Genomic DNA, 14,175 nt, shown 5'->3' on the forward strand with positions numbered 1-14,175 from the left:
GGCCGGCGCTAGTGCGGACGAGCGACGGCTGACAGGAATTCCTGCGTATTCGACAGAATGGTGTCGCCCATGAAGCGAAGGGAATCGACGGATCGTCTGGCGGCATCCGCATCCCCATATCCGCACGCGTCTTCGATCAGGATCGGGACGATGCCGAGGTCGGCGGCGTGGCGGCAGGTCGGCTCTATGCCGATCTCCATCGCAATTCCGCAGATCGCCAATGCCGAAAGGCCGGCATCCCGCAGGGCAATTGCGAGCGGCGTTCCCTCGAAAGCCGACATTCCGAGCTTGTCGAATACGAAATCCTGCTCCTGCGGATGGAGTTCCGGAATGATCTGAACCGCTTCATTGTCCCTCAGGAACCAGGGTTCTACAGCCTCGGGGTCATCGGTGCGTTGCCATGCCATTGCCATGCGCGTCGCAAACAGCCCCATCCAAGGCTTGGGCAGGGAAAGATGGCGGCAGAAGGCAATTCTCATCCCGGCGCGTCGGGCGGCGGCGGCGATCTCAACGATGCGACGGCTCGTTTCGTCTGCGCCCGGAACCTGCCGGGCAATGCCGATCTGCATGTCGTAGACCAGCAATGCGGTTCGATGGGGAGAAAGCCAGTCTGCAAGTGCCGTGGGTATCGTCATCGGCGCGTTCCCTGACAATGGTGACCGCCCTTAAGTAGGGCATGGATGTCTATTTGAACAGCAATCCAGAGCTCGCACAGTTCAGATGCCGCAATCTGAAAAAAGAAAATGCTCTGACGATCTCAAAGCCATCAAGGTCTCTGCCGTCTGCACGGTTCAAAGACACAGCAGCTTTTGGCTCGCCTGCCTTTGATCGCAAAATGATCGCAAGGGTGCATTTCTGCCCGCCGCATATTGAACTATGGCAATCTATTCAGTACAAATTATTATTAACTGCTAATAATAAAGAATTCACCGATTTACTCTATAAAAAGGGATAAGCGAAAGAGGGAGGGGCCTCTGTTTATTGTATCGGTATTGGATGAGGGCGAAGAGAGAAACTTCGTTGCCGTCGACTTACACATCAGCGACAACCAGATTCACATCGACGTTGGCGGCTGCGAGCACCATTTCAAACTCGCCGACCTGATCGACATTCTCTCGGTCGAACATCATCGCGCCCATGATATGGATGGGCGCGTACGCGCTTTTGCGCTGTGCCATTGACGGTGCTGGCGGTTTTATCGCCGCCCTTGCTAAAGCGTGTCGCGATCTCCAAGATTGGCCTGCCACGCTTTATCGCTTTGTTTTATGCATGTCGTTATCGCAAAACCGCTGCACCGTTTTGCGCGACATGCTCTAGAATTCACTCCTTATCCTCACGCTGATGGCATGGTCCTGCCTTCCGCTGCCGACAGCCGCCCGGTATTCCATGCCGAACGCCCAGTTGTTCAGCAACGCGGCATCGAGCGAGAGCCCGAGTGTCGAATAGTCATCCCCGGTTTCTTCCGCTTCGAGTTCGTAGGGGAACGTGCCGATGTCGGCATATCCCAGCCGCAGCCGGCTCGAGCTTGCGAAATCACGGGTATATTCCGCCCGCATGCCGGGTGTCAGCGTTCCCCAGTCCATCAGGACGGTATAATTCAGGCGAAGGCCGATAACGCCCGCGGCCGTATCGACAGTCTGATCGCCATAGGTCAGGCCGTAGATGCCCCCGCCGTTCTCGGTGAACCCGTCGAGCCAAGACCTGGACAGGTCGAACCGGCCGTATGGAGAGATCAGCCATTTCTTGTCCCGGAATTCGTAGGCGGCGGTGAGGGAGCCGAAGATCTGCCGCCCATCCCTGTTTCCGGCAGCGAAATCCCCGGTAGAGGCGATGTAACGGCTTGAATCGAAATCGAGCCGCCCTGCGCCTATCAGGCCGTCGAGGAACAGGTTGTCAGCTGCCTTGAAGGAGCCGTAGATCGCCGCGCTGTAGGCTGCGCCGCGGCTTTCCGTGCCGCTATCGCCGACATCGCTCCTGTCGTGGCCATATCCCAGCCCGAAGCCGCCGACGAAGCGATCGGAAAACCGGTAATCCACGCCGGCGCTCACTCCGACCGTGGTCGATCCGATGTCCAGGCCGCTGTTGCCCGTATCTGCGAAATCGACGAACCCGCCGGACCAGATCGCAAACGGTCCGAGATCCGGCCCTTGGAGCTCCGGGGTTGAGTCGTTGCCTTGCCGGCCGGATACGGAGGGGGCGGTGAGGTCTGGCTCGCTGCCGCCTGGCCAGCCGAACTGGCGCTCGGCATTGACGATCCCGCCATTGGGGCCGCCATTGTCGGAGCGGCGAAGCCCAAGGCGGATATCAAGCGATCGGCGCTGGCGGTCGCCCTCGTCGTGCAGCTGCTCCAGGCGGTTGTTGAAGTTGCGCGTCTGATATTGGGCAAAATGCCTGGCGGCATCCACCTGCGCATTGAGAAGGCCCACCACATCGGGATCCTGAGTCGGATCGGGAAGGGCGGCAACGGCGAATGTGATCGTTGCCTGAACCGTGGTGCCGGAGGTGTTCGAGAGCGTATAACCAACCTGGGCCGACCCTGCGAATGAAGGGCTGGCTGCAAAGGTGAGCCGCTTTTGCGGTGCGTCGAGATACGCGCTTCCCGCTTCCGGGTTGGATAAAAAGGTGAATGCGGCTGTGGTGAAGGGTGCCCCGGTCGCGCCCGCCGTAAGATCGACTGTAACAGTCGTTCCCGCCATGACCTGGATGGTGCGGGAAGTGGCCGTCGGCCCCGGACCGGACCTTATGACGTCGACAAGGTAGGTGCGGGTCGCGCCATTCTGCGCCGTTACGAGAATGGATACCTGGTTTGACCCGACCGCCAGCGCAAGCGAGCTGCTTGCCGCCCCGGAAGCTACGAGGCTGCCGTTCACGGCGACGGTCGCCGTGGGGTCGGAAACCGTCGGCGTAAACGTAATGCTGGCAACCGCATTACCCAGTGCAAGCTGATAGGCCAGGATGCTCGGGCTGAAGCCAGGGGCGAGCGTTCCGGTGCCGGGAACCAGCGCAGCGAGATCGGCCGTCGCGGAGGCGGCACGTGTCACGGTGACATCGTAGGTCTTCACCGTTCCGTCCTGCGCGGTGACGACGACAGCAATCGGCGTCTGGCCCACAGCAAGGGGAATGGAACCGCTGGCGCTTCCGGAAGCGACCGGAGAACCGTTGACTGCGACAGTCGCGTTCGGCTCGGAGACGACAGGCGTCAGCGCGATCGCGGTGACATTGTTGGCCACCGAAATCGAATAGGTCTGCGTATTCGGATTGAAAGCCGGGCTAAGGCTCCCTTGACTGGGCTGCAGCTGCGACAGATCGGCGTTGGGTGAGAGGCCGGCAGTCCAGGGCGCTCCGGTCCCTGCCAGGTTGCCGTTGCCTCCGATGTTCTGGGCGGAACCTGCCGGGATATCGACACGAAGAGTGCCCAGGCCGGAAATAGTCTGGGCATCAACCTCATAGGTAATATTGTCAGAGGTTCGGAGGTTGGCCAGCGCGGCGTTGGCGGTTCCTGTCGTGGTCAAGACAATGTCCGCCAATGACAGGCCTGTCACGGCCTCGGAAAATACGATCTGGAACGTCACCTGCGTGGCGTTCGGCGGCGGATTGCCGACAACGGCGGTCACGACGGTCGGGCTCTGCGTATTGACGAAGACGCCGGCGGTGGAACCGACATTGTTGAGGCCGACGCCGGCCGCTTCACCTCCGGCGTTCCCGATGGTGCCGCCGTTCAGGCTGATCACGGCTCCGAGCTGCACGCCGTTCAGGTCCATGTCGCCGGCTTGGACCGCATATCTGAACATAAGCGAACTCGTCCCGCTTCCCGACAGGTAGAAAGCCGCACGCGTCGCGCTGCCGACCACCACGGAGATGTATGGTGTGCCGCCGACGATTACGTTCTCGCTGAATTGTGCGGCAAAGGTCAGGCTGTCTCCGACGCTGTAAAATCCATTCGCCGGGACCGAAACGGAGGTAACGACCGGGGCGGACTGGGCGGAAGACGTTGCCGCGCAGAACAGCACGGTCATCGAAAGAAGAATCAGGGAAAGCGGGCCAACCATGATGCGCCGCATGAACGTCCTGCCCGGAAGAGTCCGATCATGCCGGTTGCTCTCGCAGCTTTCCGGCGTCTCGAACAGCCGTCGAAAGGTTGGAGCCGGACGGCCAGGCAGGGAGAATGTCATGAAAAAACTCGCAGCGGTTTTAAAATATCGCACAGGAATGAGTTTCTTTACACGGAAGACGCGTCCACTGACTTGATAAAACTTGCGGTGGGGCTAAGGTGAAGCACCTTATCCAACTGTAGTCTTTGATATTTTCAATGAACGATGATTTCGAAAGTTCCGATCGGGAGCCGGCTTACGATCCGCCCCCGGCGGGTTACAATGCGTCTTCGTTCCGGAAGGCGCCGCCTCCGCGAATGCTTGACCATCCCCGCATTGCGCGCGCCGTGCGCATGATCGAGCGTACTCCCGCCGCGTCGACGACCTTGCAGGACATTTCGGCCCATCTCGGGCTCAGTCCGTTTCACTTCCAGCGGCAGTTCCAGGAGGTCATGGGAGAGTCGCCTAGCGCCTACATGCGCCGCACACGGCTCGACCGTGCGGCGATGAACCTGCAGATGAGCGGGCAGCCAATCACGCACATCGCGTTCAATGCCGGCTATGCCAGCCATGAGGCTTTCATCCGCGCTTTCCAAAGGCAATTCGGATTGACGCCTTCGGATTACCGTGTCGCGGCCCAGAAGGTGCTGCCGGCTCGGCCGAGACCGGAAAAGACGGACCTGGCGCGCGTGAAAGTCGGCCAGCGTCCGGAAATGAGGCTTCTGGCCATGCGGTTCTATGGATCCTATGCATTGGTCGAGGACAACTGGCGGAAATTTGCCGACTATCTGGAGCGGATCGGCTTTCCGCTTGAAGAAGCGCGGCCGGTCGGCATCACCCTCGACACGCCGCTGATCACGCCGGGGGAACTTGTCCGCTTCGACTGTGCTGTCGTGGATCAGGGTTTTCCCACTGACAATACCGCCCTGTCGCCGCTGCAGTTTCGGGCGGGCCGCTATGTTTCCATGAACCATTCAGGTTCTTACGCCGAGATCCTCCGGACCTACGAATTCGTCAGCGTCGATTGGCTCGCGGCATCCGGCGAAATGTTCCTGCCTGATGGCAACGGGGGATATGAATTCTACAATTCGCCCCCCTGGAACCATGTCGGCGCGATGCAGAACCTCGACATTGTCCTTCCTTTGGCAGGCTGAAACTGATCTGTCCTGAGCGGAGCTTCGCGCGGAGCCCCAGGTTCTGCCTCATCAGGTGGCGGCGGCGCGGCCATGCGGAATTGTTCCAGCGGCGGTTTGAGGCGGTCCAATATTCAAGCTTCTGATGTCGACAGCAGCGAATTCGCCTGGACGGCTGTCGGTGTTGGGGGACCTCAAACGTCCTATGTTCGACGAGGCGACATCTCGTCGATTGAAACGACAGTTGGAGATTGGAAACATGGCGCTCAAGCGGATGGACAATGTTGGAATCGTCGTCGAGGACCTTGGAGAGGCGATTGATTTCTTTCGCGAACTTGGCCTCGAGCTCGAAGGGCGGGCCATGGTCGAAGGAGAGTGGGCTGGACGTATCACCGGGCTCGGCGATCAGCATGTCGAGATTGCCATGATGCGCACGCCTGATGGCCATAGCCGGCTCGAGCTCTCCCGCTTCCTCAAGCCTGATGTCGTCGCAGATCACCGGAATGCCCCGGTCAACGCGCTCGGCTACCTCCGCGTCATGTTCGCCGTCGATGACATCGACGAGACGCTTGAGAGGCTGCGCACGCGCGGTGCGCAGCTCGTCGGCGAAGTCGTCCAGTATAGGGACGCGTATCGGCTCTGCTACATCCGTGGGCCTGAAGGCGTCCTCATCGGGCTCGCCCAGGAACTCGGCTGAGCGCATCCTTCACGGCTGGCTGGATCGCGGCCTGTCCGTTTCCCTGCGATCGGAAGGGACAGGCCGCTGTCGCAGGGCGCTATTTCAGCGGCAGAAACAATTCGACGACGACCTCATGGACCGGCACATTCGGAGGGAAGGAAAAATGCCGCTGGCAATAGATCGGGAAGTCGCGCGCCTCCTCGCCGCTGGCCGGAAGCCAGTCGCGATAAAGGTAGAGTGCGGCGGGCTCCAGATTGTGGGTATCGTTGATGACGCGGATGACCGCGCAGCGTCCGCCCGGGATCACGCCGGCTTTCATCACCTCATCATCCGCATCGATCGGTCGGTCGGTCCCGACACACAGGTCCATGCTGTAATCGGCGGGAATCGCGGGGGTTCTCGGCGATCGGAAGATGTTGAAGGTAGCGCTTGTCTCTGGTGACAGGCCGGCGGCTTTGCGCCAGGCGATGAACCGCTCAATGCTGGCGCCGAGGGTCGCCCGGTCGCCCCGGTGCTCCAGGATCGCCACCGGTGTCACCGGCACATCGCGGATCGTCACATCGTCTTCTTCATAGGTTATCTGCATGAGTTTGCTCCTTGCATTTTCGAGGGGCCTGAAGGCGGCAAACCACGGAGCCCAGTCGGGAGACTTCCTGAACGACGAAGGCGATTGCCCGAACCGTTGCCGAAAGGCGCGGGCGAAGGCATCAGGCGCACCGTAACCGGCGTCCATCGCTATGTCGGTGACGCTCTGGTCGTCCTTTGCGGCCAGCCGGTGTGAAGCGCGCTTCAAACGGGCGAGCTGGACATAGCGATGCACCGACAAGCCGAAGGTTGCCGAGAACTGCCGGTGAAAGTGAAACTTCGAGAAGGCTGCGACACTGCTCAGCGCGTCCAGGTCCAGATCGCCGTCCAGATGCCGGTCTATGTGATCCAGCACCCGCTGCATCCGGGCATGATAGTTCTGAAGCGCCGCCTTCATCGTTCCGTTCTCCGTGGCCGCGCCAACTAAGCGCAGCCAGACATGGCACGCTCGACCGATCTTGCGGTTTTGTCACGGGTCGCAGACCGTCGACAATGGCAAAAAGGGGGAGGCGGATCGTTGTTGACTGATGTCAAAGACTGCAGCGGATCAGATCGCTACCGTCGTGACATCCATTCACGGAGGGTAGCCATCATGGCCATTACGACAGTTCTGAGCATCCTCAAAAGCAACAGATACGAGCAGGATCTGAAAAGTGCTGCGAGCTTCTGCGCCACCTATGGAGCACATCTGACCGCGCTCGCTGTTTCCATCGGCGCGGCCCCGTCACTCAGCCAATACGATGCCATCTCCACCATCTGGCTGGATGAGAGGCAGCGGGAGATCGACGAACTTGCGACGACGGCTGCGAAGATCAAGGAGGTGCTTGCAGACAGCGACCTCTCGTTCGAGGTCCAAGATCTCTACACGGAATTTGCATGGGCCGACGAGGATATCGCCCAGCGCGCGCTCTATGCCGATGTCGTGCTCCTGGGATCTGACGCGGCCGAGGATGCCGACCTCAGAAAGCGGATCTTCGATGGTGCGCTTTTCCAGGCGCCGACGCCGATCCTGATCAACCGTGGGCAACAGGCCATCACCACGTCGCCGAGGGCTGTGGTGCTGGCATGGGATTCCAGCAACGAGGCAGCGCGGGCCGCCCGCCAGTCGCTCGATCTTCTGGAAAGAGCCGAGATCGTTCATGTGACGATGGTCGACCCGGTCGCGCGCATGCGCACCAACGGTGAAGAGCCGGGCGCCGACATAGCAGCCTTCCTTACCCGCCATGGCGTCAAGGTCCAGGTCGATCGCCTTTCGAGCGAAGGCAGGAATGCGGACGCGATCATCACCAGGCACGCGGTGGATATGGGCGCCGACCTGATCGTCATGGGCGCCTACAATCATCCGAGATGGCAGCAGAGCCTGTTCGGCGGCGTGACCCGCAGGATGATCGAGGATTGCCAGCTGCCCTTGTTCCTCGCCCACTGAGCCTCCCGCGCGGGAGACCAGAGAACCGATAAAGTTCGTCGCCGTCATCTGAGATCCCGATGGGTGCAGTTGACGGCGACATCGTCTGTTTCTGCCTGTTCCCCGGCAGGCTCAGACTCATTGACTGGAGCCGGACGATGACGGCGCGACGATACGGATCGGCGCCTTGTAGCCCATTTGTAGCCCTTGGAAATCTCTCGGATCCAAGGGAAGATCACCCCGCTCTAGCTTTAGAGGGGAGACGCTGATGGAAAACCACGAGCCGTTTTTACGCGAGGCGATTGCGCTCTCGAAATCCGCGGTGGAACAGGGAGACGAACCGTTCGGCTCCGTGCTGGTGAAGGACGGCAAAGTCATCCTGCGCGCCGAAAACAGCGTCTTCACCGGTCATGATATGACGAACCACGCCGAGATGAACCTGATCAAACTGGCGGCACGGCATTACGACACTGCATATCTTGCCGACTGCACGCTCTACACCAGCACGGAGCCGTGCGCGATGTGCTCCGGGGCGATTTATTGGTCGGGCATCGGGCGTATGGTGTTTGCTTGCTCGGAGGTGCGGCTTGGCGAAATCGCCGGGATCGGGTTGAACGTACCGAGCCGGGCGGTGCTGCAAACCGGTGCGCGCATCGTCACCGTCGATGGCCCGAACATCGAAGAGGAAGCCGCCGAAGTCCATAAGGCATTCTGGCCGAAGCATCTGGGCAAGGGCTAGAGTCTCGGTCCGGGACGCATTGATTGCCTAGCGCAGTGCCCTGAGCGCGTTCAGGATCACGGCCACATCGATTACTTCCTGGAGCATGGCCCCCGTGACCGGCGGCAGGAAGCCGGCGCCGGCAAAGATCATGGCGACGAGCGAGAGGCCGATGCCCGCGAAAATGCTCTGGACCGCGATGGCGCGGGAGCGTCTCGCTATTTCGATGGCCGAGGCGATCCTGCCCAGATCGTTGCGAATCAGGACGATGTCGGCGGCTTCCGCTGCAGCCGCAAGATTGGTGGCGCCAACGGCGATGCCGACATCGGCGGCTGCGAGTGCCGGAGCATCGTTGACGCCGTCGCCGACCATGAGAACCTTTCCGCCCCGGCGTTTACTCGCTGCGCGCTCCCTGGCGATGACCTCGACCTTCTCGACGGGAGACAATCGCGCCTCGACGGCATCCAGCGACAGCGAGCCGGCAATGGCGGCAGCGACGCTGCGCTCATCGCCGCTCGCAAGCACGATCCTGCCGAAACCCAGCTTGCGGAGCTTGGCCACAAGTTCGACGGCATCGCCGCGCAGGCGATCCTCGAAGCCGATCTCGCCCGCAAGCCGGCCATCAATGAAGACGCTTGCCTGCATTGTGCCTTTTTTCTCGGGGGCGCGCGGCGGCCTGCCCTCGGGCGTGAAATAGGTATCGCCGCCAACGCTCACTCCGATACCGTCGACAAGCCCGGAGATGCCGGCGCCCGGAAGTTCCGTCACCTCCACCGGGCGTGACAGGACCAATTGGCGTCTCTGCGCCTCCCTGACGATCGCGCGCCCGACGACATGCGAGGATGCCTGGTCCAGCGAGGCGGCAAGCCGCAAGATCCTGTCCGGTCCTTCCGGCCCGTCGATGGAGACGACCTCGGGATCGCCCGCCGTTAGCGTGCCGGTCTTGTCGAAGACCGCGACGGAGGCGTCGGCCAGGATCTCCAGCGGACCTGCGCCCTTCACCAGCACGCCCGCCTTTGCCGCCTTCGAGGTTCCGGCCGCAAGGGCGACGGGAACGGCGAGGATCAGCGGGCAGGGGGTTGCAACGACGAGAACCGCGACGATCCGCGCCATGTCACCGGACAGGATGGCGGCGCCGAGCGCTATTGCCAGCGTCAGGAGAAGAAAGGCGATCGCATATCGATCGGCCAGCCGCGCTATCCGCGCCTTGGAACGCTTCGATGCCTCGACCAGCTTGACGATGCCGGAATAGGTACTGTCCTCGGCGCGGCTTTCCACCCTGATCTCGATCGCGTCCCCGGCATTGGTGGCGCCGCTCGAAATCCTCTCGCCGCTGGAGACGATGACCGGAAAGGCTTCGCCGGTCAGGACGGACTGATCGATCGATGCATGGCCTGTCATCAGCGTGCCGTCGGCGGGGATGACGTCGCCTCTGCGGATCATCAGCATATCACCCACCGCAAGTTCCGGAATGGGGACTTCCTCGATACCATTCTGGCGCAGGCGAAGTGCCGTTCGCGGCACCTGCGCCAGCAGGGCCGTCATGCCTTCGTCGGCACGCCGATGCGCATAGGCTTCCAGAAACTGGCCGCCGGCATACATGAGGGCGACGATCGCTCCGGCAAGATATTCGCCGAACCAGAGGGTCGCGCCCATTGCGAGCGCAGCGATCAGGTCGAGACCGAGATCACCGTTTCTGAGCTTGGCAAAGATGTCGATCAACAGGAATGCGAGAGCAATGCAGGTGCTTGCCGCCAGCACGAACAGGCTTGCAGAACCGTAGCCCAGCAGGAACAGGACGAAGGCCGCCACCAGACCGATGAGAGATGCCAACGCCATGATCGTCGACCTTAAGCCAACGCTGGGCATCCATGCCGGCAATTCCGCGAAAATGCGAATTCGGGGGTAAGCCTTCGGCTCGTCCAGAACGCTCATGGTCGCATGCCTCCCATCTTCCTTTCGGGTGCGCAGCATCGATGCTCAGAACTCGTCGCCCGATACCCGTTATGCGCCAGGAATCTGGCACAATAGCAGGATTTTTCCTTGATCTCTCTCAAGCGCCGGAGGGGTCGGCGACCAAGGCCGAAGTGCTGTATCTGCGCTTGCCATGGAGCATGCGCCATAAAGAGCCGACCTAAACGATGTGTCGTATACGACCATCACTTGTCTATTAGCTTTTGCTGCGTTAAATTATGCAAGATTTAGTTGCATTCGTTGCGCCGGATGGATGGGTCAATGGATGCTGAAGCGATACCTTCGGATGACACCATGATCTGGAATCATCGCATCACACGCATCACTGTTGGCCTGGTGTTGCTGGCAATCATCGCTGTCGTCTCATTGCCGGCGATCACCGGGTTTACGAGCCTTGATGGCACCGTCAATGCGCGGTTCGCTGTTGTCAATGCTCCTATCGACGGCACGATTGCGGAAGAACCCCTCAAGGTCGGCAGCCCGGTCAGAGCGGGACAATCCCTCGCAGAAATCAGAAATACGCGCGTCAATCGCGCAATCCTCGCTTCGCTCGAGGCAGATCGCAACACGGCGCTCGACCGCGTCGCGGCACTTAAAAAGGAACGGGAGGAGCTTTCCGCGCTTCGCGAAGAATTATCTGCCAGACTGGAAGTCTACAAGCAGACGACCATTGCCAATCTCGAACGCGAAGTCGAAATCCTGCGGAAGAAAGTCGAGGTGTCGCAAGCGCAGGATCTGGTCGCGCAGGTCGACCTGAGCCGCCGGATGCAGCTCGAGTCAAAAGGCATACTTACGCAGAAGCTGGTTGAGGCCGCGCGCGCCGCGGGAGCTGCGACCGGCGGCGAAGTCGAAATCAGCAATCTAACTGTCGATCAATTGCAACAAAGGCTCAATGCGGTCCGCCAGGGTATCTTCGTCTTCGGTGACGGACAGAATGACGTGCCTTATTCGCGACAGCGCGAGGACGAGGTTGTCGTTCGCATCAATGACTTGAACTCACGCATAGCGGAGAATGAGACAAAAGCCACTGAAGTTCAAAAGCAGTTGGTCGAAGAGGCAAACCGTGTCGGCAACCTTGAATCCGCAACCGCGATGGCGCCGTTCGACGGCGTTGTCTGGAGCAGGAGTATCGTCGATGGTTCGAACGTCGTGCTGAACGACGAGCTGATGCGCCTCCTCGACTGTCGAGAGCTGTTTGTGGATATCCTTGTTCCCGAGGTCAATTATGACGAGATCTATCCTGGACTTGTCGCACAGGTGCGCTTGTTCGGCCGCAGCGATGTCTTCAAGGGCACGGTCATTTCCGTCAGAGGCAGTTCGGCTTCGGTCGAGACCGATTCCTTTGCCGCCAGTTTGCCGCCGTCGACACAGCGTAATGCCCGTATTCGGGTTCGCCTTGATCCATCCTTCATGAACGACGATTTTGCGAATTCCTGCCAAGTGGGGCGCACAGTGCAGGTACGGTTTTCCAAGCATGGCATCGACGTGTCCAACTGGGTCAAAAGCCTGTGGTTCAGTATCTTGTAGCGCTGCTTCCGACCTTTTTTGTTTTAGCCTTCTTTTTCCTGGGGCCGTTCAATTGGTCGCGTCATCACACCTGGACACGGGCGGTGACCTGCGCGTTTGTCGCAGCAGTCGAATTGCGATACATGGTCTGGCGCTTAACGGAGACAGTGCTTCCCTATCCCAACGACGGTGCGAATTTCTACTGGGTTTGGATACTCTTCGTCGTGGAGATTCTGGCGTGCGTCGAGGTCATCCTTTTTCTGGTATTGATGAGCCGCTACGTCGACCGGAGCGCAGAAGCGGACAGGCTGGCTCGCGTTTTCTTTGCGCGAGAGCAGAGTGAACTTCCGACTGTCGATGTTTTCATTCCCACCTACAATGAGCCGCACGACGTGCTCGAGCGAACCATCATCGGCGCTCTGTCGCTGGATTATCCTTCCGACAAATTGAATGTGTATGTGCTTGACGATCAACGCCGAGACTGGCTGAAGGCCTATTGCGACGAGAAGAACGCCATCCACGTCACTCGCGGCGACAACAGCCATGCCAAAGCAGGCAATATGAACAATGGGCTGAAGGTCAGCTCGGGCGAGTTTATTGCAGTCTTCGACGCCGATTTTGTTCCCTATCGACATTTCCTTCGCCGGACTCTGCCCTTCTTCAGCGATGAAAGCATCGGCATCGTCCAGACACCTCAACATTTCTTCAATGTCGATCCGGTGCAATCGAACCTGGGTTTGGAGAATATCTGGCCGGACGAGCAGCGTTTGTTCTTCGACGAGATCGCGCCCAGCAGAGACGCCTGGGACGTCAGTTTCTGCTGCGGCTCATGCTCGATTGCCCGCCGCAAGGCCGTTGACGCGATAGGAGGGTTTCCGACGGAGTCGATCACGGAAGACCTGCTGACAACTCTTTCAATGCTCAACAAGGGCTACAAGACCCGCTACCTGAACGAGCGGCTGTCGATGGGACTGGCTGCCGAAAACCTGACCGGTTATTTTGTGCAGCGCGAACGGTGGTGTCAGGGAGGAATTCAAACCCTTTACCTTTATAATGGCCCGCTGCGCGGCCCGGGATTGACGCTCTTTCAACGGATCATGTTCCTGCCAGCGTCATGGCTCGTGCAATATCTGGTCCGCTTCACGATATTGCTCGTTCCTATCGTCTATCTCTGGCTCGGCCTGATCCCGCTTTATTTCACTGACATAGCCGATTATGTGGCTCATCAGGTGCCGCTGCTGGCGGCGTATTTTCTGCTTATGCTGTGGATCACCCCGACGCGCTATCTGCCTGTGATTTCCAGTGCCGTCGGGACCTTTGCGACATTTCGCATGTTGCCAACCGTGGTCTCCAGCCTGGTGCGACCATTTGGCAAGCCGTTCAGGGTGACGCCAAAGGGCAGTGGCAACGAGTTGAACCAGTTCGACCGCTACAGCTTCGCCTGGATCGCAAGCATGATTACGGTCACCGTCCTTGGTCTGCTGGTCAACATCGTACCGGAAACGTCGCACGTACAAGGCCAGTTTTCACCGGTTGCGGCCTTGTGGTCAGGTATCAATATCGTCGTCCTGCTCATCGCGTCACTCATCTGCTTTGAGAAACCCCGGCGGCTGTTTCATGCGTTCAAGCTGGATGAACCCGCTGTAGTAGACGATGTCCCTGGCCAAATCGTAAGTTTGGCACTGGACAAGGCGGTCGTTGCAGTCCCCACCATGGCCCGATTTCAATCCAAATCCGTCGTGCTTAAACTGCCCGGCTTTGCTCCGTTCAAATCAGAGCTCAGACAGGTCACCCAACGACGCAGGAGCATAAGTCGCAGCGGTGACAAGCAATCTTACTACCTGCATCTGTATTTCGAACTCAGTGGATCTGCTCGCGACAATATGATTATGAAACTCTACACCGGTCGATATTCGCAGGACATTCGCGACATCGATAAGGTCGCGGTCTCTCTCAATCTTCTTCTGCGGTCGTTCGGGCGGACGCGCACGTTGTAGTCGACCGTCAAAGCGCGGATCGTCCGCGACCATGTGCCGGAAGCGGCCAACGGCCCACGGGCTTGCCACCGCGTCGCCAGCGTTGCC

The 14,175-nt window shown here is 59.8% G+C and carries 12 protein-coding genes; 7 read left to right on the forward strand and 5 right to left on the reverse strand.

The features are described 5' to 3' along the window. Positions 1-8: 8 nt before the first annotated feature. Positions 9-635 (reverse strand): cysteine hydrolase, encoded by a 627-nt coding sequence (locus PMI11_RS20125; protein ID WP_007820636.1) that lies wholly within the window; start codon positions 633-635, stop codon positions 9-11. Positions 636-688: 53 nt separating this feature from the next. On the opposite strand from PMI11_RS20125, the gene PMI11_RS37380 reads away from it, so the two are divergent. Beyond that, entirely contained in the window at positions 689-955 is a 267-nt protein-coding gene (locus tag PMI11_RS37380; protein ID WP_157179661.1) for a hypothetical protein, read from the forward strand. A gap of 76 nt (positions 956-1,031) precedes the next feature. On the opposite strand, the gene PMI11_RS37385 is transcribed toward PMI11_RS37380, so the two are convergent. Together PMI11_RS37385 and PMI11_RS20130 are read right to left on the reverse strand one after the other, a co-directional pair. Continuing rightward, the gene (locus PMI11_RS37385) at positions 1,032-1,178 is read right to left on the reverse strand and encodes a hypothetical protein (RefSeq protein ID WP_007820638.1); all 147 of its coding nucleotides are present in this window, start codon (positions 1,176-1,178) and stop codon (positions 1,032-1,034) included. Between the two features lie 135 nt (positions 1,179-1,313). Next, positions 1,314-4,172, reverse strand: a complete 2,859-nt coding sequence (locus PMI11_RS20130; protein ID WP_081493284.1) for an autotransporter family protein — start codon at positions 4,170-4,172, stop codon at positions 1,314-1,316. A 236-nt stretch (positions 4,173-4,408) separates the two neighbouring features. Between PMI11_RS20130 and PMI11_RS20135 the strand changes: the two genes are divergently transcribed. Further along, entirely contained in the window at positions 4,409-5,245 is an 837-nt protein-coding gene (locus PMI11_RS20135; protein WP_051034612.1) for an AraC family transcriptional regulator, read from the forward strand. A 238-nt stretch (positions 5,246-5,483) separates the two neighbouring features. Further along, positions 5,484-5,921 (forward strand): VOC family protein, encoded by a 438-nt coding sequence (locus PMI11_RS20140; RefSeq protein WP_007820644.1) that lies wholly within the window; start codon positions 5,484-5,486, stop codon positions 5,919-5,921. Between the two features lie 79 nt (positions 5,922-6,000). Here PMI11_RS20140 and PMI11_RS20145 read toward each other — a convergent pair whose 3' ends face one another. After that, a complete protein-coding gene (locus tag PMI11_RS20145) occupies positions 6,001-6,885 on the reverse strand; it encodes an AraC family transcriptional regulator (RefSeq protein ID WP_007820645.1) in 885 nt (294 codons plus the stop codon). A 195-nt stretch (positions 6,886-7,080) separates the two neighbouring features. Here PMI11_RS20145 and PMI11_RS20150 point away from each other — a divergent pair, with 195 nt between their 5' ends. Then, positions 7,081-7,914, forward strand: a complete 834-nt coding sequence (locus tag PMI11_RS20150; RefSeq protein WP_007820648.1) for a universal stress protein — start codon at positions 7,081-7,083, stop codon at positions 7,912-7,914. Positions 7,915-8,161: 247 nt separating this feature from the next. Beyond that, the gene (locus tag PMI11_RS20155) at positions 8,162-8,632 is read left to right on the forward strand and encodes a nucleoside deaminase (RefSeq protein WP_007820651.1); all 471 of its coding nucleotides are present in this window, start codon (positions 8,162-8,164) and stop codon (positions 8,630-8,632) included. A 27-nt stretch (positions 8,633-8,659) separates the two neighbouring features. Here PMI11_RS20155 and PMI11_RS20160 read toward each other — a convergent pair whose 3' ends face one another. After that, positions 8,660-10,450, reverse strand: a complete 1,791-nt coding sequence (locus PMI11_RS20160; RefSeq protein ID WP_244430632.1) for a heavy metal translocating P-type ATPase — start codon at positions 10,448-10,450, stop codon at positions 8,660-8,662. Between the two features lie 429 nt (positions 10,451-10,879). Between PMI11_RS20160 and PMI11_RS20165 the strand changes: the two genes are divergently transcribed. Then, positions 10,880-12,112: an HlyD family secretion protein gene (locus tag PMI11_RS20165; RefSeq protein ID WP_007820654.1), complete on the forward strand. Its 1,233-nt coding sequence runs from the start codon at positions 10,880-10,882 to the stop codon at positions 12,110-12,112. Beyond that, positions 12,094-14,088, forward strand: coding sequence for a glycosyltransferase (locus tag PMI11_RS20170; RefSeq protein ID WP_007820656.1), 1,995 nt, complete (start codon positions 12,094-12,096; stop codon positions 14,086-14,088). Before PMI11_RS20165 ends, PMI11_RS20170 begins: the two co-directional genes overlap by 19 nt. Positions 14,089-14,175 lie beyond the last annotated feature (87 nt).

The organism is Rhizobium sp. CF142 (assembly GCF_000281145.1).
In the GTDB taxonomy this organism is placed as follows: domain Bacteria; phylum Pseudomonadota; class Alphaproteobacteria; order Rhizobiales; family Rhizobiaceae; genus Rhizobium.